This window comes from Rhizobium sp. AB2/73 (assembly GCF_020871915.1).
Classification (GTDB): Bacteria; Pseudomonadota; Alphaproteobacteria; order Rhizobiales; family Rhizobiaceae; genus Rhizobium; species Rhizobium dioscoreae.
In genome coordinates this window covers 2086282-2108188 of record NZ_CP067071.1, presented here as the reverse complement: position 1 = coordinate 2108188, position 21907 = coordinate 2086282, and the positions used below count along the sequence as shown (strand labels likewise).

General features: G+C 58.9%; 19 protein-coding genes. 10 read left to right on the top strand and 9 right to left on the bottom strand.

Going from position 1 to position 21907, the window contains the following annotated elements; genetic code table 11:
- Nucleotides 1–517: 517 nt before the first annotated feature.
- Nucleotides 518–1414, bottom strand: coding sequence for a LysR family transcriptional regulator VtlR (locus tag I8E17_RS10455; RefSeq protein ID WP_069612633.1), 897 nt, complete (start codon nt 1412–1414; stop codon nt 518–520).
- A gap of 23 nt (nt 1415–1437) precedes the next feature.
- Nucleotides 1438–2412 carry a thioredoxin-disulfide reductase gene (gene trxB / locus I8E17_RS10450; protein ID WP_069612632.1) on the bottom strand — a complete coding sequence of 325 codons (975 nt, stop codon included), beginning with the start codon at nt 2410–2412 and terminating at the stop codon, nt 1438–1440.
- Between the two features lie 238 nt (nt 2413–2650).
- Between trxB and I8E17_RS10445 the strand changes: the two genes are divergently transcribed.
- The 3 genes from I8E17_RS10445 to I8E17_RS10435 are packed head-to-tail and all read left to right on the top strand — an operon-like array spanning nt 2651 to nt 5001.
- Nucleotides 2651–3118, top strand: a complete 468-nt coding sequence (locus tag I8E17_RS10445; RefSeq protein WP_015340578.1) for an Lrp/AsnC family transcriptional regulator — start codon at nt 2651–2653, stop codon at nt 3116–3118.
- Between the two features lie 4 nt (nt 3119–3122).
- A complete protein-coding gene (locus tag I8E17_RS10440; protein ID WP_069612631.1) occupies nt 3123–4031 on the top strand; it encodes a glycosyl transferase in 909 nt (302 codons plus the stop codon).
- A gap of 55 nt (nt 4032–4086) precedes the next feature.
- Nucleotides 4087–5001 (top strand): glycosyltransferase family 92 protein, encoded by a 915-nt coding sequence (locus I8E17_RS10435; protein WP_069612850.1) that lies wholly within the window; start codon nt 4087–4089, stop codon nt 4999–5001.
- A gap of 9 nt (nt 5002–5010) precedes the next feature.
- On the opposite strand, the gene I8E17_RS10430 is transcribed toward I8E17_RS10435, so the two are convergent.
- The 4 genes from I8E17_RS10430 to I8E17_RS10415 all read right to left on the bottom strand — a co-directional run bounded on the left by I8E17_RS10430 (nt 5011) and on the right by I8E17_RS10415 (nt 11307).
- Complete coding sequence (locus tag I8E17_RS10430; RefSeq protein ID WP_069612630.1) at nt 5011–6090, bottom strand: glycosyltransferase family 4 protein; 1080 nt, start codon at nt 6088–6090, stop codon at nt 5011–5013.
- 6 nt (nt 6091–6096) lie between these two features.
- The gene (gene greA / locus I8E17_RS10425; RefSeq protein WP_069612629.1) at nt 6097–6573 is read right to left on the bottom strand and encodes a transcription elongation factor GreA; all 477 of its coding nucleotides are present in this window, start codon (nt 6571–6573) and stop codon (nt 6097–6099) included.
- 254 nt (nt 6574–6827) lie between these two features.
- Nucleotides 6828–10313: a carbamoyl-phosphate synthase large subunit gene (gene carB / locus I8E17_RS10420; RefSeq protein ID WP_069612628.1), complete on the bottom strand. Its 3486-nt coding sequence runs from the start codon at nt 10311–10313 to the stop codon at nt 6828–6830.
- Nucleotides 10314–10485: 172 nt separating this feature from the next.
- A complete protein-coding gene (locus I8E17_RS10415) occupies nt 10486–11307 on the bottom strand; it encodes a LytTR family DNA-binding domain-containing protein (protein WP_069612627.1) in 822 nt (273 codons plus the stop codon).
- A gap of 85 nt (nt 11308–11392) precedes the next feature.
- On the opposite strand from I8E17_RS10415, the gene I8E17_RS10410 reads away from it, so the two are divergent.
- Entirely contained in the window at nt 11393–11884 is a 492-nt protein-coding gene (locus I8E17_RS10410; protein ID WP_069612626.1) for a DUF2306 domain-containing protein, read from the top strand.
- A 93-nt stretch (nt 11885–11977) separates the two neighbouring features.
- Nucleotides 11978–12901 (top strand): neutral zinc metallopeptidase, encoded by a 924-nt coding sequence (locus I8E17_RS10405; RefSeq protein WP_069612625.1) that lies wholly within the window; start codon nt 11978–11980, stop codon nt 12899–12901.
- A 51-nt stretch (nt 12902–12952) separates the two neighbouring features.
- On the opposite strand, the gene I8E17_RS10400 is transcribed toward I8E17_RS10405, so the two are convergent.
- Nucleotides 12953–13945, bottom strand: coding sequence for an aldo/keto reductase (locus I8E17_RS10400; RefSeq protein WP_069612624.1), 993 nt, complete (start codon nt 13943–13945; stop codon nt 12953–12955).
- Between the two features lie 121 nt (nt 13946–14066).
- Between I8E17_RS10400 and I8E17_RS10395 the strand changes: the two genes are divergently transcribed.
- The 4 genes from I8E17_RS10395 to I8E17_RS10380 all read left to right on the top strand — a co-directional run bounded on the left by I8E17_RS10395 (nt 14067) and on the right by I8E17_RS10380 (nt 18604).
- A complete protein-coding gene (locus I8E17_RS10395; RefSeq protein ID WP_069612623.1) occupies nt 14067–14978 on the top strand; it encodes a LysR family transcriptional regulator in 912 nt (303 codons plus the stop codon).
- 160 nt (nt 14979–15138) lie between these two features.
- Nucleotides 15139–16395, top strand: a complete 1257-nt coding sequence (locus I8E17_RS10390; protein WP_069612849.1) for a TCR/Tet family MFS transporter — start codon at nt 15139–15141, stop codon at nt 16393–16395.
- Nucleotides 16396–16542: 147 nt separating this feature from the next.
- Nucleotides 16543–17940 carry an MATE family efflux transporter gene (locus I8E17_RS10385; protein ID WP_069612622.1) on the top strand — a complete coding sequence of 466 codons (1398 nt, stop codon included), beginning with the start codon at nt 16543–16545 and terminating at the stop codon, nt 17938–17940.
- Nucleotides 17941–18031: 91 nt separating this feature from the next.
- Nucleotides 18032–18604: an EVE domain-containing protein gene (locus tag I8E17_RS10380; RefSeq protein ID WP_069612621.1), complete on the top strand. Its 573-nt coding sequence runs from the start codon at nt 18032–18034 to the stop codon at nt 18602–18604.
- Nucleotides 18605–18719: 115 nt separating this feature from the next.
- On the opposite strand, the gene carA is transcribed toward I8E17_RS10380, so the two are convergent.
- The gene (gene carA, locus I8E17_RS10375; RefSeq protein ID WP_069612620.1) at nt 18720–19928 is read right to left on the bottom strand and encodes a glutamine-hydrolyzing carbamoyl-phosphate synthase small subunit; all 1209 of its coding nucleotides are present in this window, start codon (nt 19926–19928) and stop codon (nt 18720–18722) included.
- Nucleotides 19929–20227: 299 nt separating this feature from the next.
- On the opposite strand from carA, the gene I8E17_RS10370 reads away from it, so the two are divergent.
- A complete protein-coding gene (locus tag I8E17_RS10370) occupies nt 20228–20680 on the top strand; it encodes a GatB/YqeY domain-containing protein (protein ID WP_069612619.1) in 453 nt (150 codons plus the stop codon).
- Here the strand turns inward: I8E17_RS10370 and I8E17_RS10365 are convergent.
- A complete protein-coding gene (locus tag I8E17_RS10365; protein ID WP_219510692.1) occupies nt 20661–21563 on the bottom strand; it encodes a hypothetical protein in 903 nt (300 codons plus the stop codon). The two genes, I8E17_RS10370 and I8E17_RS10365, sit on opposite strands and share 20 nt — an antisense overlap.
- Nucleotides 21564–21907: the final 344 nt, after the last annotated feature.

The following is a 21907-nucleotide window of genomic DNA, read 5'->3' as shown; positions in this document are numbered from 1 at the left end:
AGCACAGGAAGCGAATCTGAAAGATCGCGACGTGCTTTAGGCAAGGCCATCGACGTACGTGCTTAGAAATTAGGCAAAAAAAGAGGGCCACCGGAATGAACCAGGGCCCTTATAGGTGTGAAGGTCAAAACCTCCAGAGGGGAACAGCCAATGCGGTGGAACTGGGAGGAAAAGCCACCGTGTGCATCAGCTGAGTGCGTTATGATGCTAATTTGTGCAGTGCGCAATGCTTTTTTGTGCATGGCAGTTATGCGTTTGCCACGTCGGCGGCACAAGGGCAAAAAAAAGGGCCTCCGGAGTGAACCAGGGCCCTATAGGTATGAAGGTCAAAAACCTCCAGAGGGGAACAGCCAATGCGGTGGAACTGGGAGGAAAAGCCACCGTGTGCATCAGCTATGTGCGATATGGTAGTTAAATGGGCAGGCTTCAACTCTCATTTGTGCATATCAGCTATGCGTCATATGCGTGGCTGATATACTAGCCGTAAAAACAGTTCGTTATCAGTGGCTTACCTTCGTCAGAAGTTCCAGTTACGAGCCTTCGTGACAATAAAATCACGAAAAACCTTGAGCTTGGCCGCGTTCTTCATCTCGTCGGGATAGCAGAAATAGGTGTCGAAGGACGGCACGTCGGCATTGATGGCAAGCTGAATGAGGCCGGGGTCGCGGCCGACGATATAGTCAGGCAATACCGCAATGCCGATACCAAGCAGGCAGGCGCGCTTGATCGACGTCTGGCTGTTGATCTGCAGGTGCGGCACGCGCTTGTTGTCCGAAGACCGGCCGGCGATCTCCAGCCAGTTGACGTCGAGCAGATAGTTCGGCGCAGGCTCGCCGAAGCTGATGATGCGATGTTCGTCCAGATCCTCCACCGACTGCGGCTCGCCGTAGCGGTTGATGTAGGAGGGGGCGGCATAGACGTGCATGTGCACGGTGAAGAGCTTGCGCTGGATCAGATCCGATTGTTGCGGCTGGCGCAGACGGATGGCGCAGTCCGCGTGGCGCATGTTCACATCCAGCTCCTCGTTGTCGAGGATCAGCTGGATCTGCATGTCCGGATAGAGCTGCAGGAATTCCTGGATCTTGTCGGTGAGCCAGCCCTGGCCGAGACCGACTGTGGTCGTCACGCGCAGTTTGCCGCTTGGCTTGTCAGTCGTCTCGGTCAACTGCATTTTGACCGTTTCGAGCTTCAGCAGAACGTCATGGGCGGTACGATAGAGCAGCTCACCCTGTTCAGTCAGAATGAGGCCGCGCGCATGGCGGTGGAAAAGCTTGATGCCAACGTCTTGCTCGAGAGCGCTGACCTGCCGGCTAATGGCGGATTGAGACAAGTGCAACTTGTCGGCCGCATGCGTGAACGAACCCGCTTCGGCAGCCGCGTGAAAGATACGCAGCTTATCCCAATCCAATGGCATGCCGTTTCCCCTCATCGGCTGCATCACTCCGCAGCCACGGCGACGGGCATGTGCCCGGTCAAATAGCGTTCCGCCTCAAGCGCGGCCATGCAGCCCATTCCGGCTGCCGTGATCGCCTGGCGGAATGTATCGTCGGTCACGTCGCCCGCGGCATAGATGCCTTCGACGCTGGTCGCGGTCGAATCGGGAGCGGTCCAGAGATAGCCATTGTCCTTGAGTTTCAATTTGCCCTTGAAGAGCTCGGTCGCCGGCGCATGGCCGATGGCAACGAAGACACCGTCGATCGGCATTTCCGTGATGGCGCCGGTACGCGCATCGCGCAGGCGTGCGCCCGTGACCGATGGCGGCATCGGCGGCTTGGCGGGCGTGCCGGTGATTTCGGCGATCTCTGTATTCCAGAGGATCTTGACGTTTGCCTTGGCGAACAGGCGCTCCTGCAGGATCTTTTCCGAGCGGAAAGTATCGCGGCGATGCACCACGGTCACCGATTTGGCGATGTTGGAGAGATAGAGCGCCTCTTCAACGGCGCTGTTGCCGCCGCCGACCACGATCACGTCCTTGTTGCGGTAGAAGAAGCCATCGCAGGTGGCGCAGGCGGAGACGCCGAAGCCCTGGAAATGCTGTTCGCTCTCGATACCCAGCCATTTCGCCTTGGCGCCGGTGGCAATGATGAGCGTGTCGGCGGTCCAGACTTGGCCGCTATCTGTATGGGCAACGAAAGGACGCTTGCTGGTATCGACTTCGGTCACGAGGTCGTTGACGATTTCGGCGCCGACATGCTGTGCCTGCTGAAGCATCTGCTCCATCAGCCATGGTCCCTGGATAGGATCGGCAAAGCCCGGATAGTTCTCGACATCGGTCGTGATCATCAGCTGGCCGCCCTGTTCGAGACCAGCGATCAGAACCGGCTGCAGCATCGCGCGCGCGGCATAAACCGCGGCGGTGTAGCCGGCTGGGCCGGAACCGATGATGAGCACCTTTGTGTGGCGGGCAGGCATAGTCAGTCCTTTCAATTTCGGCGATTGGGAAACCGCGGCTTCAAGCGCGCAAAGCAGGCGATTTCGCGATCCGCGGCTTCATTTATGATTGCCTTATGCATTTATTCAAGGGCAGCCTTGCATTACACACAGAGCAAATCTGCTTTGTGTAAGAATCAACTACGCGAGAGAAACTTTCTTGCGTATTTTCCTGCCTTATATAGAAGCTGGCGAGGGGGAATTAAAGAAAGGCAAGAAAGTGCTTCGCGCTGAGCTCGATGCCATCGATATCAAGATTCTGCGGGAACTCCAGCGGGACGGACGCATGACCAACGTCGAGCTCGCAGACAGGGTCGGCATTTCGGCGCCGCCATGCCTGCGCCGCGTGCGCAAGCTGGAAGAGGCCGGTGTTATCGAAGGTTATCACGCCATGCTGAACAGCCCGAAACTGGGCTTCGATCTCGTGGCTTTCTGCATGGTCGGCCTGAAGCATCAGTCGGAGGCAAACCTCAAGGCTTTTGCCAGCGCAACCTCGGCGTGGCCGCTCGTTCGGCAGGCATGGATGGTGTCAGGCGACAGCGATTTCCTGCTGCACTGCGTTGCGGAAAATCTCACTCGTTTCCAGGATTTCGTCATCGAAGTTCTGACGGCGAATGAACATGTCGACACCGTGCGCACCATGCTGACCATCCGGCAAGTCAAGAAACTCGGCCTGGTGGAGCTCTAGGCGAATGGCGGATCGCCCCTGGCATCGGTCGCTGATCAAATCCGGTGTGCGCCTTTTCCTGGGCGGCTCGCGGGCTCATGTGCAGGACTGGTTTCCGGGACTGAGCATCATCCGCAGCCAGAATGTCAGCGAGGTGCTTTACCGCGGCGCCAAGGTTGCAAGCCTTGCCGGCATGGATCGTCTGCGCGAACGTTGCGGCGGTGCGGTCTACATCGTCGGCTCAGGTCCATCAATTCGCGATTGCGATCTGAGGGGCCTGGAATTCCGCAGCGCCATTCTTCTGAACGGTGCCATCGGCCTGTCAGGCGACAGGATCGCCGAGCCTTTAGCAATTGCTGTCGAGGATGAGCGTTTCGTCTGGCGGCATCTCGACGTGCTGCGCGAGAAGGTGGCTCCCGGTTCGCTTTGCCTGTTTTCCGTGGCGGTGCTGCGTGCGCTGTGCGAAATCGACAAATGCTGGCTGGCGGACAAGACCATCATCTTGATCGACGATATCCGCAAGCCCTATGGTGCGCGTCGCCGTTCGGTCGATGACCTCAAGAAACTGCAATATGTGCGATTGAATACCGAGGGGTCCGCAGGGTTTTCGCTCTCACCGGACCGCGGGGTGTTTCTGGGTGGGTCCGTCGCGGTATCGGCCCTGCAATTTGCCCTTTACTGCGCAAAGCAGCAGGTCGGCTTCCTGGGGATCGATATATCCAATGCCGGCGAGCCGCGCTTTTATGAGACTCCCAGCGATATGGCATTCTCCGGCATTGCGCGCGCTGAAGCCCGCATCATCGAGCATCTGGTGCTTGCTCGGCAGATCGCTGCCGAACGTGGCGTCTCTTTCGTCAACTACTCCCGCATTTCGGCGTTGCTCAAATATGATTTTGGTTACGACGACAGGTTTGCATTGAAGCCGCGGGCGTGATGTGCGCCGGAGTTGGCGAGGCTGCTGTGAAATTAGGGTCGATGGAATGAAGCTTATGCGCTGGCTGAAACCCAAGGCGTCCGACGCCAAGAAGCTGTCCATCGATCCGCCGGAGCCAAGGGCAGGGCGCCATGGCATCGCCATTGCTGCCTGCGTGAAGAACGAAGCCCGTTATATCGAGGAATGGGTGCGCTTCCACCAAGCGGTTGGCATTCGCCACTTCTATATTTATGACAATGGCTCGACTGACGAGACCTGCTCGTTTCTTCGAAACCTGCTCTCTAAAGATGCGTTGACGATTATTCCCTGGGCTGGGCGCATGCGCGATGCGGCCACATCGGCAGTACTGAATGGCCAAGTCATCACCTTCGCGCATGCCATTTTGAATTTCGGTGGCGATTACCGCTGGATGGCGTTCATCGATGTCGACGAATTCCTGCTGCCGAAGGAGGCCGCGACGGTCGAGCAGGCGCTGGAGGCCGTCGGCGATTTTCCGAATGTCTCGCTGCCCTGGCATATGTTTGCGACCAGCGGCCATGAGATACCGCCGGACGGACCTTTGACGTTGAATTATACGATGCGCGGCGCCGATCCGATGACATTGAAGGAAAACGTCAGCAACTTCAAATGCATCGTTGATCCATGCGAAGTCACCGAGGTCAGTGTGCACCAGTTCCAGACGCGTGCCCATGGCGATCTGACGGCCAATGACGCCGGCAAGCGGTTTACTCGGCGCGCACGCAAGTCCCCTGAGTTCTATTCAAATCGTTTTCTACAGTTGAATCACTATTATACGAAATCCCGGCAGGAGTTGATGGAGAAGCTGGCGCGGGGATGGACTTATGACAGCAATGCGACGAAATATCGGGACAAGGTCCTGTCCATCGTCAAAAGCATCGAGGAAGACATAGTGGAAGATCGCTCGATGATCAATTTCATCGAGCGCAACCATATTGATCTTGGCCGCTGATCGGTCCGTTCACTTGTTGGCGCCAAGCAGCCGCTTGTAGACCTCGCCGATGGCGGTCGCTTCCTTTTCCAAAGCGAATTCGCTGCGCACATGGCGCACGGCATTTTCGCCCTGGCGAAGGGTTTCCTCTGGATTGGCAAGATAGAAGGCGATCGCTCTAGTCAGGGCCTCGCCATCGCCTGCCGGCACCACGGCGCCGGTTTCGCCCGGCACGATCATTTCGGCATAGGCGCCGGCATCCGAGGCGACGACAGCAGTGCGGGAGGCCATGGCTTCCAGCGGCGTCAGACCGAAACCTTCGTTGCGGGAAGGGGCGACATAGAGGGTGGCGCGGCGATACCAGGGCTTGATATCGTCGACTTCGCCCATGAAGCGGATACGATCGGTGAGACCTGCATCCGCCACCATCTTTTCCAGCTGCTCGCCAAAACTGCGATGCTCAACTGTCACACGGCCGCAGACGATGGCCGTCCAGTCCGGATGGCGCGGCAACAGCTCGATCATCGCCTTGACGAAGAGATCCGTACCCTTCTGATGGCGGACGCGGCCGAAGCAGCCGATCAGATAGGTACCGGGCAGGCCTGTTGCGGCCATGCGGTCGTCAGGCTTTTCCGGCGGATGGAAGCTGTTGAGGTCGACGCCGTGCTGGATGACGGTGTGCGGTACTTCGAGAAAGCTGCCCGAGCGGGTGCTCGTGGCGATCACGGCATCCATGCGGCGGATCAGCCAGCGCGTGTAGCCGGTGTGGCGGCGCTGGGCTGCGGAGGTGAAGACAAGCTTCAGGCGCATGCGCAGAACGGAGCGCAGCAGCAAACCCACAAGCATTTCGTTGTTGCGGCGGGCATGCCAAACGCGGACGCGATAGCGGCGCGGCTTCATCCAGAGACCGGGCAGGCGGAGCCAACCGAGCCTTGGCAGGTTTTCCGGCAGGCCGGGGCCGAGTGTGGCGATATGATAGCCGAGCTCGACCTGCTTGGGGATGAGCTGCACGATCGTAGACGTAACGCCGGAAAGCCGGCGTTTGAAATTCGTTGCTATGATTTCGATCTCGCGGAGATCGCTCGCATGCGCTGTCTCGCGATCGCGCACGGGCGATCAGCCCCAGGAGACGGAGAGGATTTCGTAAGCCTTGGCGCCACCGGGTGCATTGACCTCGATGGAATCGCCGACTTCCTTGCCGATCAGGGCGCGGGCGATCGGGGAGGAGATGGAGATGCGGCCTGCCTTCACATCGGCCTCCTGATCGCCGACGATCTGGTAGATCTTTTCTTCCTCGGTGTCTTCGTCGACGAGCTTGACCTTGGCGCCGAATTTGATCTTCGAGCCGGACATCTTGGTGAGATCGATGACTTCGGCGCGCGCCGTCAGGTCTTCAAGCTCGGTGATGCGGCCTTCGTTATGGCTTTGAGCTTCCTTGGCTGCATGATACTCGGCATTTTCGGAAAGGTCGCCGTGGGCGCGCGCTTCTGCAATTGCCTCGATGATTCGCGGGCGCTCTTCCTGCTGACGCCAGCGCAGCTCTTCCTGCAGCTTGACGAACCCGTTCTGTGTCATCGGTACCTTTTCAACCATTTTTCTTGTCCTTCACTCCCTGTGTTGCTCTGCTGCAGACACAAAAGAAAACAGGTCCCGAAGGGGTACTTCGGAACCATCCAGAGCCGTTATTCTGTCACCTATAGCAGATTGCGACAGATGAATGCCAGAAAATTCGAAGGTTTAAGGAGAAGCCCCTGCTGAAGCTCCCTCGCCATTCGATCGGCTGTCGGGGCCGCAACGAACGTGAGCCGGCTATCTTGCTCACGCTCCCCGCGGTCGAATTAGCTGCGTCAGAAATAGCTCTGCAGCGGCTGTACCTCGAGGTTTCCGGCCTTCAGCGCCTTGATCGCCATGGCGGCTGCTTCGGCGCCAGCCATGGTGGTGTAGTAGGGCACCTTCTGCATCAGCGTCGCGCGGCGCAGCGACTTCGAATCCGAGATCGCCTTGTTGCTGTCGGTCGTATTGATGACGAGCTGGACCTGGCGGTTGCGGATCGCGTCCTCGATATGCGGGCGTCCCTCAAGCACCTTGTTGATCTTCGTCGCTTCGATGCCGTTTTCAGCAAGGAAACGCTGTGTTCCGCCAGTCGCGAGCACCTTGAAACCCTGTTCCGCCAGCATGCGGATGGCGGGCAGCACGCGCGGCTTGTCATCGTCGCGGACCGAGACGAACACCGTTCCGTCACGCGGCAATTCCACTCCGGCGCCGAGCTGGGACTTGGCGAAAGCGAGCGCGAAATCCGTGTCGAGGCCGATGACTTCGCCGGTCGAGCGCATTTCCGGCCCGAGCAGGGTGTCGACGCCGGGGAAACGCGCGAAGGGGAAGACCGCTTCCTTAACGGCGATATGCTTCAGCTTGCGCGGATCGGGCTTTTCGCCATAGGCGGCAAAGGTCGCATCCAGCTTCTCGCCGGCCATGACGCGCGCGGCGATCTTGGCGATCGGCGCACCGATGGTTTTGGCGACGAAAGGCACCGTACGCGAGGCGCGCGGGTTGACTTCGAGCACGTAGACCGTGTCGTCCTTGATGGCGAACTGCACGTTCATCAGGCCGCCGACATTCAGAGCCTTGGCCATGGCTTTCGCCTGGCGCTCGAGTTCGTCGATCATCGCTGGAGAAAGCGTGCGAGGGGGCAGCGAGCAGGCGGAGTCGCCCGAATGGATGCCGGCCTCTTCGATGTGTTCCATGATGCCGGCGACATAGACGTCGGTGCCGTCGGACAGGCAATCGACGTCGACTTCGATGGCGTTGGTCAGATAGCTGTCGAAGAGCAGCGGGTTCTTGCCGAGCAGCGTGTTGATCTGGCCCGTCTTGTCATTGGGATAGCGCTGCTTGATGTCTTCCGGCACCAGTTCCGGAACAGTATCGAGCAGGTAGCCCTGCAGCTGACCTTCCGAATGGATGATCTGCATGGCGCGGCCGCCGAGAACATAGGACGGACGCACCACCAGCGGGAAGCCGATTTCGGAGGCAATGAGGCGTGCCTGCTCGACGGAGTAGGCAATGCCGTTGTTCGGCTGATTGAGATCGAGCTTCATCAGGAGCTTCTGGAAGCGGTCGCGATCTTCGGCAAGGTCGATCGCGTCAGGAGCGGTGCCGAGGATCGGGATGCCGTTCTTTTCCAGCGCTTCGGCGAGCTTGAGCGGGGTCTGGCCGCCGAACTGGACGATGACGCCGACGACTTCGCCCTTTTCCTGCTCCGCACGCAGGATTTCGATAACATCTTCCGCGGTCAGCGGCTCGAAATAGAGACGATCCGACGTGTCGTAGTCGGTCGAAACCGTTTCCGGGTTGCAGTTGATCATGATCGCTTCATAGCCGGCATCCTTCAGCGCGAAGGCGGCATGGCAGCAGCAATAATCGAACTCGATGCCCTGTCCGATACGGTTCGGGCCGCCGCCGAGGATAACGACCTTCTTGCGGTCGGAAACCTGGGCTTCGGAACGAGCCGCGCCGACAAAGGGCGTCTCATAGGTCGAGTACATATAGGCCGTCGGCGAGGCGAATTCGGCGGCGCAGGTATCGATGCGCTTGAAGACCGGGCGGACGTTCAGCGAATTGCGCAGTTCGGCTACTTCCTTCGGTCGCTTGCCGGTCAGCGTCGCCAGACGTGCGTCGGAGAAGCCCATGGCCTTCAGCATGCGCAGATTGGCGGCATCCTGCGGCAGGCCGTGCTCGCGGATGCGCTCTTCGATATCGACGATATTCTTCAGCTGCTCGAGGAACCATGGGTCGATCTTGCAGCCTTCATGCACCTCTTCGATGCTCATGCCCTGGCGTAGCGCCTGGGCGACCATACGCAGGCGGTCCGGCGTCGGCGTGCCGATGGCGGCGCGAATGGCGTTCTGGCTGCCTTCGCCTTCCTCGATGCCGGGGATCTCGATCTCGTCCAGGCCCGTCAGGCCGGTTTCGAGGCCGCGTAGCGCCTTCTGCAGCGATTCCGCGAAGGTACGGCCGATTGCCATGACTTCGCCGACCGACTTCATCGCCGTGGTCAGAACCGGGGAGGCGCCGGGGAATTTTTCAAAGGCGAAGCGCGGGATCTTGGTGACAACGTAGTCGATCGATGGCTCGAAGGATGCCGGGGTTGCACCGCCAGTGATATCGTTTTCGAGTTCGTCCAGCGTGTAGCCGACAGCGAGCTTGGCGGCGACCTTGGCGATCGGGAAGCCGGTTGCCTTCGAGGCAAGCGCAGAGGAGCGCGACACGCGTGGATTCATTTCAATGACGACGAGGCGACCATCCTTCGGATTGACCGCGAACTGTACATTGGAGCCGCCGGTTTCGACGCCGATCTCGCGCAGTACCGCGATCGAGGCGTTGCGCATGATCTGGTATTCTTTGTCCGTCAGCGTCAGCGCGGGAGCGACGGTGATCGAGTCGCCGGTGTGAACGCCCATCGGGTCGATGTTTTCGATCGAGCAGATGATGATGCAGTTGTCCGCCTTGTCGCGGACGACTTCCATCTCATACTCCTTCCAGCCGAGCACCGATTCTTCGATCAGCACTTCCGTAGTCGGCGAGGCATCGAGGCCGCCGCCGACGATCTCGAAGAATTCCGAGCGGTTATAGGCGATGCCGCCACCGGTGCCGCCGAGCGTGAAGGACGGACGGATGATGGCGGGCAGGCCAACATGATCGAGCGCCTGCGCGGCAATTGCCATTGCGTGGCTCATATAGCGCTGCTTGCGATCGCTTTCGCCGAGGTTCCACTGGTTTTCCAGTTCGTCGAGCGCCTTATCGAGCGCAGGGCCGGAGAGCGATGCCTTCAGCTTGCTCCGCTCGGCCTCATGCGTCTTGCGGTCGGCGTCCTTGATGTCGGTGGCGTTTGCCAGCATGGAGCGTGGCGTTTCGAGGCCGATGCGGGCCATGGCTTCGCGGAAGAGAGCGCGGTCTTCGGCCATGTCGATGGCGGCTGGCTTGGCGCCGATCATCTCGACATTGTAGCGGTCGAGCACGCCCATGCGCTTCAGCGACAGCGCGGTATTGAGTGCAGTCTGGCCGCCCATGGTCGGCAGCAGCGCGTCCGGGCGCTCCTTTGCGATGATTTTGGCGACGACCTCGGGCGTGATGGGTTCGACATAGGTCGCATCCGCCAGACCCGGATCGGTCATGATCGTTGCCGGGTTGGAGTTGACGAGGATGACGCGATAGCCTTCCTCTCGCAGCGCTTTGCAGGCCTGCGTGCCCGAATAGTCGAATTCACAAGCCTGTCCGATAACAATCGGTCCTGCACCGATAATGAGGATCGATTTGATATCTTGGCGCTTCGGCATGGGCTCACATCCGTTTTTTCGTTGCGCCAAAAACCGGCCAGGGTGGGAGGTCACCGGCCGGGGGCGCTATGGGCAATATTTTCAGGCTAGAAGCGGCTTATAGGCAAATGTATTTGCAAACGGAACCCCATAAATGGCGGAATCGACATGAATTCTGCCGGCTTCGTCGTCATCAGCCGAAACGGCACCGGACCGCCTCGGCATAGGAACGGCTGACGGGCATCTCCGTACCGTCGCGGGCGACGACAAAAAGCTTGCCGTTGCCGCGTTTCAGGCCGGCAACATGATCCGTCGCAACCCAGTGTGATCGGTGCAGGCGGATACCCTCCGTATCGCCGAGTTCCGTAAGCGCATCGCCAAAGCGCAGCAGGATGAGTTCGCGCCCACGGCTTGTGACGACCTCGGTATAGTGATCGCGAACGGTAAGCCTTATCAGGGCTCCCCGATTTTCCGGCTTCAGGCGCAAGAGAATCGGCGGCTGCGATGCCGGCGGTTTATGCTCAGTCGCGAGGGATCGTGTCTTTGTCTCCTCGAACCCTGTTCCTCCAGTTGGGATCGCTATTTGCCCATGCATCGTCATGTAGGCGAGAATACAGAAGAGTGCGCAGAGGGGTATTGATCCGAGGGACTGGTGCAGGCCGCCGACTACCGTGGGCATTGTGCCGAAGAATGCAAAATCGACGAGCGTGATGCCGAAGCCGATCGGCAATGCGGCTTCGACGGAGCCGATCATCATCCGGGCGAACATGCTCGCCACATATCTCCGCAGCAGGATTTCGGCGACGATGGAGAAGACGATCGCGATCGACCACGCCATGGCATGCAACGCAAGCCAGTAGCCCAGTCTTGCTCCCGGCATCAGCCGGTCAAGGGTCCCATAGGGGCCGGTCAGCGCAAAGATCAGGACGATCGTGACGAAGGTCGCCCAGAAGCGCGGGGAACGCTGGATGACCTGCAATTCGCGAAGCGTGGACTGCAGAAAGGTGTGATCCACGAAGATGTCTCGTCTTTTGCGCAATTTCGGTTGAGAGAACAGTACTATTGCGAAAAGGCTCGATAAACTCAACCGGATAGAGATCATGACGTTCGAGCCGCTTTTTGATGCCCCAATCGCGATCCAGATCCATGTCGCGGCGGTCGTTCCGGCCGCCTTGCTCGGAGCTTATCTTCTTGTCAGGCCCAAGGGGACGTCGAGACATCGCCTGCTGGGCAAGATTTGGCTGGTCCTGATGGTCGTGACCGCGCTATCGAGCTTTTTCATCCATCAGATCAACATGTTCTACGGCTTCAGTCCCATCCATCTGCTCTCCATATTCGTTCTCTTCGGTTGCTGGGGAGCGATCGCAAATGCGCGCAAGCACAATATCGAGGCGCATAAGCGCATCGTCAGAAGCCTTTACTTCGGCGGCATCGTGGCGGCCGGGGCTTTTACCTTTCTTCCGAGCCGGATCATGAACGAGGTGGCCTTTGATGGCGATGAAACGGCGCCGTTTCTAGTGGCTGCGGGTATAGCCATCGCGCTTTTATGGCTGATGTCCAAAGAAATAAGGCAGCGGCGGCGTTTAAGCTGATGTTCTGTCGATAGCCAACTGGCTTTGTTGCACTTCCTGCATATATAAATGCCTCAAGGGACTTTGATTTTAGGCATCGCCAGGAGGTGCACTATGGATTGGAAGGGGCGTCGGCAATCCGACAATATCGAAGACGAACGCGGCTCATCGCCGATGGGCGGCGGGATGGGTGGCGGCGGCTTCCGGTTTCCGGGCGGAGGGATCGGTGGCGGTGGCTTGAGCTTCCGCACCATTATCGTGCTTATCGTGATCTTCCTGATCCTTAGGGCCATGGGCGTCGATGTCATCGGCCTGCTGCAGCAGAGCGGCATGCTGGAGGGCGGCGGCTCCGGATATCAGCAGAGCACCTCCAATAGCAGTGGCGGCGGGCAGCCGGCCAATGACGAGATGAAGCAGTTCGTCGCAACCGTTCTTGCCGATACGGAAGACACGTGGACCGGCATCTTCAAATCGATGGGCCAGACCTACACGGATCCGAAGCTGGTGTTGTTTTCCGGCAGCTTCCCTTCGGCTTGCGGTCAGGCTTCGGCGGCCACGGGTCCCTTCTATTGCCCGAGCGATCAGAAGGTCTATCTCGATATGGCCTTCTTCCAGCAGATGAAAGATCAGTTCGGCGCATCCGGCGATTTTGCGCAGGCCTATGTGATCGCACATGAGGTCGGTCATCATGTGCAGGACCTGCTCGGCATCCTGCCGAAATTCAATCAGGCCCGCCGCAACATGAGCGAAGTGGATGCCAACAAGATGTCAGTGCGCATCGAACTGCAGGCGGATTGCTTTGCAGGCATCTGGGGCAAGTTCACCCAGCAGAAAGGCATTCTGCAGGCCGGCGATCTCGAAGAGGCGCTGAATGCAGCTCAGCAGATCGGCGATGACACGCTGCAGAAGCGCACGCAGGGTTATGTCGTCCCCGACAGCTTCAATCATGGCACGTCGGCGCAACGCGTGAAGTGGTTCAAACAGGGCTTCGATTCCGGCAAGCTCTCGGATTGCGATACGCTGAACAATCCGGTCTAATCTTGCTTGCCCGCTGCCGTGATACCGGCGAGCGGGCAAGCCTTTGGCGCATTATTTCTCGCTGTCGAGATGCGTCAGCTGTGCTTCCGGATAACGGCCGCCGGCTGCAGCGTCTTTCGGGATCAGGCGTTCGATTGCTGCCATATCGGCTCGTGACAATTCAACCGAGAGCGCTCCCAGGGCTTCCGTCAGGCGATCGCGGCGACGGGCGCCGATGACAGGGACGATGTCTTTGCCCTTGGCTGCGACCCAGGCGATTGCGATCTGCGCGACGCTGGTGCCTTTCGCCTCGGCGATCCCGCGCAAAGCTTCCACCAGCTCCAGGTTCTTTTCGACGTTTCCCGCCTGAAAGCGCGGACTTATCGTGCGGAAATCGCCCTTTTGAACATTATCTTTCTGCCAGTGGCCACTGATGAGACCGCGCGAAAGCACGCCGTAAGCGGTGACACCGATCCCTAATTCACGGCAGGTCGGCAGGATCTTGTCTTCTATGCCACGCGATATCAGCGAATATTCGATCTGCAGGTCAACGATCGGATGGATGGCAGCGGCGCGGCGGATGGTGTCGGCGCCGACTTCCGACAGGCCGATATGCCTGATGTAGCCTGCCTTGATGAGATCCGATATCGCGCCGATCTGATCTTCGATCGGTACGTTCGGGTCGAGACGGGCAGGGCGGTAGATATCGATGTGATCGACCCCGAGCCGCTGCAGCGAATAGGCGACGAAATTCCGGATCGCCGCCGGCCGGGCATCGTAACCGAGCCATGCGCCGGAGGGATCGCGGAGTGCGCCGAACTTGACGCTCAGCAGGAAATCGTCCCGCTTCAATCCCTTGATGGCTTCGCCGATCAGCATCTCATTGTGGCCCATGCCGTAGAAATCACCGGTATCGAGCAGGTTGATCCCGGCGTCGAGTGCGGCATGGATGGTGGCGATGCTCTCAGTGCGATCGGACGGGCCATACATGCCCGACATGCCCATGCAGCCGAGGCCAAGTGCCGATACCTGCGGTCCGGTTCTTCCCAGTTGATGCTTTTCCATCGTTACTCTCCTTGGTTGGGCGTGCTTTCGTCTTCACAAGCCTCTATCGCATAGGTTTACTCCTTCATCCTCTGTGCGATAATCCCGGCAAATCGAAACGGGTCGTTTGGAATTTCGCACAATGGATGATTTGCCACTGGCCGATCTGGTTGCCTTTACTGCAGTTGCCCGCGAGCGCAGCTTTCGTGAGGCAGCGCGCAAGCGCGGCGTTTCCGCCTCGTCATTGAGCGAAGCGGTTCGCCGGCTGGAGGAGCGGCTGGCGGTCCGCCTGCTCAATCGCACCACTAGGAGCGTCACGCCGACGGAGGCGGGAGAGCGGCTGATGGAGCGCCTGACGCCGGCCATGAGCGAGATCGCCGTCGCGCTCGATGACATCAACAGCTTTCGCGACAGCGTCGGGGGGACTTTGCGGCTGAATGTGCCGACTGTTGCTGCCATAGTGGTCATGCCCGACATCATCAGCCGCTTTCTGAGGGAATATCCCGCGATCTCGGTCGAAATCGTCGCTGAAGACAGTTTCATCGATGTCGTGGCGGCCGGTTACGATGCCGGGATTCGCTATGACGAGCGGCTGGAAAAGGACATGATCGCCGTACCGATCGGGCCTCGGCACCAGCATTATATCACCGCCGCGGCGCCGGCCTATCTGGCTGTAAACGGCACGCCACAGCATCCGCGCGATATACTCGATCATCGCTGCATTCGTCATCGCTTTCTGAGCGGATCCGTCGTTCCCTGGGAGTTCGAAAGGAAAGGCGAGACGCTCTTCATTACACCGCCGATGGTCGTCGCGACGAATTCGATCGACATCGAGCGCAGCGCGGCGGTGGCTGGATTGGGCATCATCAGAACATTCAAAGAGTTCCTTGCGCCGCAGATTGCCAGCGGAGAATTGGTGGCGATCCTGGAAGAATGGGATACGGAATTTTCCGGTCCGTTTCTCTATTATGCCAGCAGGCGCCACATGCCGGCGCCACTCAGAGCCTTCGTCGACTTTCTCAATCGAGAACAGCGGCGCGGTCGCGACAGATAGTCGCTTTTCTGCCGAGGATCAAAAAAAGCGTTCGATTAATCAATAGGATTGAAGCGTTCACGCATTGTTTCCGCCAAAATCTTTATGTATGGGGGACGCACCGGTTTTTCGTTCACGTTCTGTCTCTTTCGTCGAGGCGGAGCCGCCAGAAGGCATCTCCATGATCGATCAGAAATTCGCCCGTCGAGGCTTGTTCCTCGTCTTCCTTATCCTCTTCCTCGACGTCATCGGCATTGCGATCATCATGCCTGTCATGCCGAAATATCTGGAAGAGTTGACGGGTGCCTCGGTCAGCACGGCGGCAACCGAGGGCGGCTGGCTGCTGCTGGCCTATGCCGGCATGCAGTTTCTGTTTTCACCGTTGATCGGCAATCTAAGCGATCGGTATGGCCGCCGGCCGCTGCTACTGGCCTCCGTGCTGACCTTCGCCATCGACAATTTCATCTGCGCGATTGCCGGCTCCTACTGGATGCTATTCGTCGGCCGCATTCTTGCAGGCATCAGCGGCGCAAGTTTCTCGACCTGCTCGGCCTATATCGCCGATATCAGCAATGACGAGAACCGTGCGAAGAATTTCGGCCTGATCGGCATGGCTTTTGGCGTGGGCTTCGTGCTCGGTCCCGTCATCGGCGGCTTCCTCGGTGAATTCGGTCCACGCGTGCCATTCTACGGCGCGGCGGCTCTGGCCTTTCTGAATTTCGTCGGCGCCTATTTCCTCTTGCCGGAAACCTTGGATGCCAAGAATCGCCGGTCTTTCGAGATCACGCGCGCCAATCCGTTCGGCGCGCTGAAGCACATGCGCCGCTACCAGGGTATCGGCTGGGTCTGTGTCGTGATGTTTTTGAATTGGCTGGCGCACGGCGTCTATCCGGCGGTCTGGGCTTTCGTCACCTCCTATCGCTATGACTGGAGCGAAGGGCAGATCGGCTTCTCACTCGCTGTCTATGGGATCGGCGCCGCCATCGCCATGGGTCTGGTACTGCCACGGCTGGTGCCTCTGCTCGGCGAGTGGAAGACCGCGGTGCTCGGAATGGTGTTTTCCTGTCTCGGCCTGATTGGCTACGCTTTTTCATGGCAAGGCTGGATGGTTTACGCCGTTATCGTCCTGACCGTCATCGAAAACGTCGCGGATGCGCCTTTGCGATCGATTGCAGCCAGCAAGGTTCCGCCTTCCGCGCAGGGTGAATTGCAGGGGGCGCTCGGTAGCCTCACGAGTATTACCGCCATCATCGGGCCGGTGCTGTTTCCATATATGTTCCAATATTACACCGCGCCAACCGCACCCGTCGTTTTTGCCGGTGCCCCCTTCATCATGAGCGCAATCCTGGTGGTTGCCGGGCTTGTGGTACTCGTGATGAAGGTTCGCAAGACGGAACCGAAGGCGGTATCCCAACCCCAGGCGGGTGAAGCGGCCTAAAATATCATCAGATATTTTGATGTTCTGATGAATTCTTTAGCATCATAGGCTTGTCTGCTGGCTTTTTAACCTAGGTTGCGTTAATGCGACGGGCTCGCGCACCCTTGGGTAGGACGTTTGCGCGATTCTAAAGATCGAGTCTTCGCTATGGATATGCCGGCACCTGCGCGCGCTTACGCGCATGACAATGATAATTCGTGGTCTGCACATGTGCGCGCAACGCTTGCGCTGGGCATTCCGCTGATCGGTGCGCAATTGGCGCAGCTCGGCATCAACACCACTGACGTGATGATCGTCGGGCGGCTTGGTGCCGAGCAGCTGGCGGCAATGGTACTTTCCGCGCAGTTCCTGTTCACGATTCTGGTTTTCGGTTCGGGCTTTTCCATCGCGGTTATGCCGCTGGTGGCACAGGCCTATGGCAGAGGCGACGTTACCTCGGTGCGCCGTGCGCTGCGTATGGGCCTGTGGGTCGTAACGGCCTATTGGCTGTTGGTGCAGCCGGCATTTTTCTATTCCGAACAGATTCTGCTCGCGGCCGGACAAAAGCCTGACGTCGCGAAATTGGCTAGCGGCTATATCGACATCGGCCACTTCGCCGTATTGCCGGGGCTGCTCTACAATGTCATCCGGGCGTTGGTCAGCGCCATCGGCCGTGCCGGCATCATCCTCAAGGTCACCATCGCCATGCTGGTCATGAATGCCGTGCTGGCCTATATCCTGGTGCTCGGACATTTAGGCCTGCCGGCGATGGGGCTGCATGGCGCGGCCATTGTCTCCGTCGCCGTGCAGACGGCCGGATTTCTCTTCATCGTCGGTTACGTGCAGGCCCACCAGGAAACGCGGCGCTATGAGATCTTCGCTCGATTCTGGCGGCCCGACTGGCATGCTTTGTGGGATGTCATCCGGCTTGGTTTTCCGATCGGTGTGACGGTTCTGGCTGAGGTCAGCCTGTTCACGGCGGCATCGCTGCTGATGGGGCAGATCGGCACGATCGAGCTTGCTGCCCACGGTATCGCGCTGCAGTGGGCTTCGATCGCCTTCATGATCCCGCTCGGCCTCAGCCAGGCGGCGACCGTGCGCGTCGGCGTCGCGCACGGCCAGGGCGATCATTTCGGCCTGAAGCGAGCGGCCATCGTGGTGCTCATCGTTTCGAGCTGCATTGCGGTTTGCGGCAGCATCCTGTTTGCAACCGTGCCATCTTGGCTGGCAAGCTGGTTCCTGGACGTCCATTCGGCCGAGGCCCCGCAGGTGCTTGCCTTTGCCGCACCGCTGATTGTCGTCGCCGGTTTCTTCCAGCTCGTCGATGGGCTGCAGGCGATTGCGAGCGGCCTGCTGCGCGGTCTGAAGGATGCGCGCGTGCCTATGATTCTGGCGCTGATCGCCTATTGGCCGATCGGCTTCTTCCTCGCCTGGCTGCTTGCGTTTCCGCTCGGTTTCGGCGGCATCGGCATCTGGTTCGGCTTCCTGCTCGGCCTTGCTTCGGCGGCGGCGATGCTTTGCGCCCGGTTCTACATTCTCGTGCGGGCTGAGAAGGCTGCCGCCTGATTGCGACGGCCTCGTTGCGTTGCGACACTACTGACAAAACTTGACAGCATGGTCGTCTATATTGGTGACATACCAAAGACGGGAGACGACCATGTTATTCAAGGCAAGCAATCGTAATGATGCCGCGCTTTTCCCGCGGGAGGACCAGATCAATCGGGGGGCGGCTGTACGCCTCCTGCCGCACGCTAACACTTCGTCCCGGCGACCGGAGCCGGAGCAGAAATCCTATTGGCTGGCGGTGGCCAGTGCCGAGCACGTACGCATTGGGCGCAAGCAAGGCTTCATGCAGGTGAATCACGGCAAGCGAGCCCCTTTGATGCGGATCAAGCCGGGCGACGGTATCGTTTACTACTCTCCCTCAATTAAAATGGGAGAAAAGGATGGCTTTCAGAGTTTCACGGCCATCGGCTTTGTCCGTGAAGGCGAGCCCTATCTGGCTGAAATGGGCTGCGGAAAAGCCTATCGCAAGGATGTGGATTGGCTTGATGCGCCCGAACAGCCGCTTCGTCCGCTCCTTGGCTGGCTTGATTTCACTCAGGACAAGAATTGGGGCTACAAGCTGAGATTCGGCCTCGTTGAATTCGGGCAGTCGGATTTCGAGTTCCTTGAAGAAATCCTGATGAGCGAGCTCGAAGTGGTCAAGCAGCGCCGCCTGCAAGCCTGAGCTCGGGCAAGCACGAACATATGTGACGAAAGACCTCCCAAGTTGACGCACAAAAAGAAAGCCTCGGATTGGCACCAATCCGAGGCTTTCTCATGCGATTGGATGGTCGGCTTTATCAGGCGCGTTCGGCCAGGGCTTCTTCGCCCTTCTTTTCGCGCACCAGATTGATGAAGCGGCGGAAGAGATAGTGGCTGTCCTGCGGGCCGGGAGAAGCTTCCGGATGATGCTGCACGGAGAAGACTGGCTTGCCGGAAACACGAAGACCGCAATTGCTGCCGTCGAAGAGCGAAATATGAGTCTCCTCAACGCCTTCCGGCAGCGAGTTGGAGTCGACTGCGAAGCCGTGGTTCATCGAAACGATTTCGACCTTGCCCGTCGTGTGGTCCTTCACCGGATGGTTGGCGCCATGATGGCCCTGATGCATTTTCGCAGTCCTGGCGCCGAGCGCCAGACCAAGCATCTGATGGCCGAGGCAGATGCCGAAGAGCGGGATTTCGGTCTTCAGCAGGTCCTTGATGACCGGTACGGCATATTCGCCCGTCGCAGCCGGGTCGCCGGGACCGTTGGACAGGAAGATGCCGTCCGGCTTGAGACCGAGCACGTCATCCGTCGAAGCCGTCGCCGGCAGGACTGTGACCTTGCAATCGAGCCCGGCAAACAGGCGCAGAATGTTGCGCTTGACGCCGTAATCGAGGCAGACGACGTGGTACTTGGCGTCATCGGCGCCGAGTTCACCATAGCCTTCGTTCCAGACCCAGGGCGTCTGCGACCATTGCGAGGACTGACCCGAGGAGGCGACCTTGGCGAGATCGAGACCTTCGAGACCGCTCCACGCCTTGGCGTCCGCCTTCAGCTGCTCGATGTCGAAGACGCCGCTCGGATCGTGAGCGATCACGCCGTTCGGCATGCCGTTCTCGCGGATCCAGGCGGTCAGCGCGCGCGTGTCGATGCCGCAGAGACCGATGATGCCGCGGGCTTTCAGCCACTGGTCGAGGTGCTTGGCGGCGCGGTAGTTCGAAGGATCGGTGATATCAGCCTTGAAGATGACGCCGACAGCGCCGTGACGGGCGGCTGGCGTCAGGTCTTCGATGTCTTCTTCGTTCGCGCCGACATTGCCGATATGAGGGAAGGTGAAGGTGACGATCTGGCCGAGATAGGAGGGGTCGGTGAGGATCTCTTCATAACCCGTCAGTGCCGTGTTGAAGCAGACTTCGGCCTGGACCTTGCCGGTCGCGCCGATACCCTTGCCTTCGATCACGGTGCCATCCGCGAGAACGAGGAGGGCGGTCGGGTTTTCAGTGGTCCATGGGGCTGTGGCGGTCATAGTCATCCCGTTTCCGGCGTCGGGCGCGGCCTTGAAGAGACCGGCGGTTCCGCCATGTTTGTAGCAAGGTGCGGCCGTCGACCTAAGTCGCGGCTTGAGATCTTCCTATCGATCTAATGTGCAGGTGATGGACATAGCTAAACAAGGCGAGCCGGTCAATGCGCGCTTTCGCTTTCCTGATAGGGAATTAGGGCTCACGGGCGCAATTGCGTTGATCGGCAGTGTTGGTTTAAGAGACAGCAACATGACATAAGTGGCCGGGGCGATGGTCGCCGGCCTGCTTCAAGGAGTTTAGAGACATGATCCGCGAAACCCTTTCCAATGCCCAGAAGGACGCCATGAAGGCAAAGGATACGGCGAGGCTTTCGACCGTCCGTCTCATCCTTGCTGCGATCAAGGACAAGGACATCGCCAATCGCGGTCTCGGCAAGGAACAGGCGAGCGAGGATGAGATCCTGCAACTGCTCGCCAAGATGATCAAGCAGCGCGAGGAATCGGTGAAGATCTACATCGACGGCGGTCGCCCGGAGCTCGCCGACAAGGAGCGCGAAGAGATCGCCGTCATCCAGGGCTTCATGCCCGAGCAGCTTTCCGAAGAAAAGGTGCGCGAGATCTGCGTTGCCGTCGTCGCCGAACTCGGCGCGCAGAGCCTGAAGGATATGGGCAAGTGTGTGGCCGCCCTGCGCGAGCGCTATGCCGGCCAGATGGATTTCGCAAAAGCCTCGGCCATCCTTAAGGAACTGCTGAAGTAAAACTCTGTTTCACCCTCGGCATGCGGACCGGCCGCGTGCCGAGGACAGTTTGCCAAGCGGCGTCTATGATGGCGAGCTTCCCCGCCTGATAGTTCCGATATTCCTCGATGAAAGCGGTGGAGAGCCAAAGCTGGCTCCGTCCCGGCGATCCCATCCATCCGACACTTTGCATTTTTATGGCCTTGTTTATGAGCCGCTTTGCATTGGTCCTGGAGATGAGAAACCGGTTGCAGATATCCGTAAAGGCCACCGGCCCGATGACCGCTTTCTGAGTCGTCGTGTTGATCATGACGATGCGGGAGATCAGATAATCCATGATGATGCCGCCTGAATTTGCCCAGGTGAACAGATCGAACGTTTCTCCCGGATTGCGCAGGTCGTCATTTTCTATGATGCCGACCGAGATCGGGGGCTGTAGCAGACCAATGAGCTCCGGTTTTTTGCTGAACAGGGCGTTGCGCTTGCCGCCATCCAATCGATCCAGCACGGAAAGATGGATGCTCAGCCATTGCGCAAGCTGCTTTGCGGCCTCTTCCGTGGGCTGCATCGGCCGCACACGCCTGTCGCTCGTGACCGGCAGATAGCGCAGAAAACCGAGAGCCAGCATCTCCTGAATGAAGCTGAGCGCGGTGTTGTGGCTGGCGATTTCATGTTCGACGATATAGTTGGCGAAGCGATTGGCATGAATGCCGGGCGGCTCTCCATCGATGCCGCCGCAATAGAGGGCGAAGCCGGCGAGCGCCATCAGCCAGCGCTGCTGTGAAGCAAAGACGGAGCATACGCGCTGATTCTGATCGTAAGTGGATAAAACCTCTCGAGTATAGTCGAGGATTTCCGCGAAAAATTTCGGGTTTTGTGTAAGTTCCTTTGTAGACAAAGACATGCAATCGTTTCCGATCAACTGAACTAAGTTACAAATTGTCTGACGAGATAATTAATAGATCGCATATATGTAGATGATAAAAGATATCGATCGATATCGTTGCGTCAAGATACTCGCCGCAAGGAACCAAAGATGGTCCGCGGCTTATGTTCAATACGCGTGCTGTGGCGAATGGAGATGGGCTAAAATTTGAGAAGGCAGGAGCTGGGGGAGCTCCTGCCTTCTTGCGCTTTGCTGACATTTGATGACGCAGGGTGGGGCCCAAAAAATCAAACGTCTTTTGCAAAGGCACTCAGGTGGGGCGGCGCCGGGGGTAGGGATGGTGCCCCACCTGAGTATCTGGT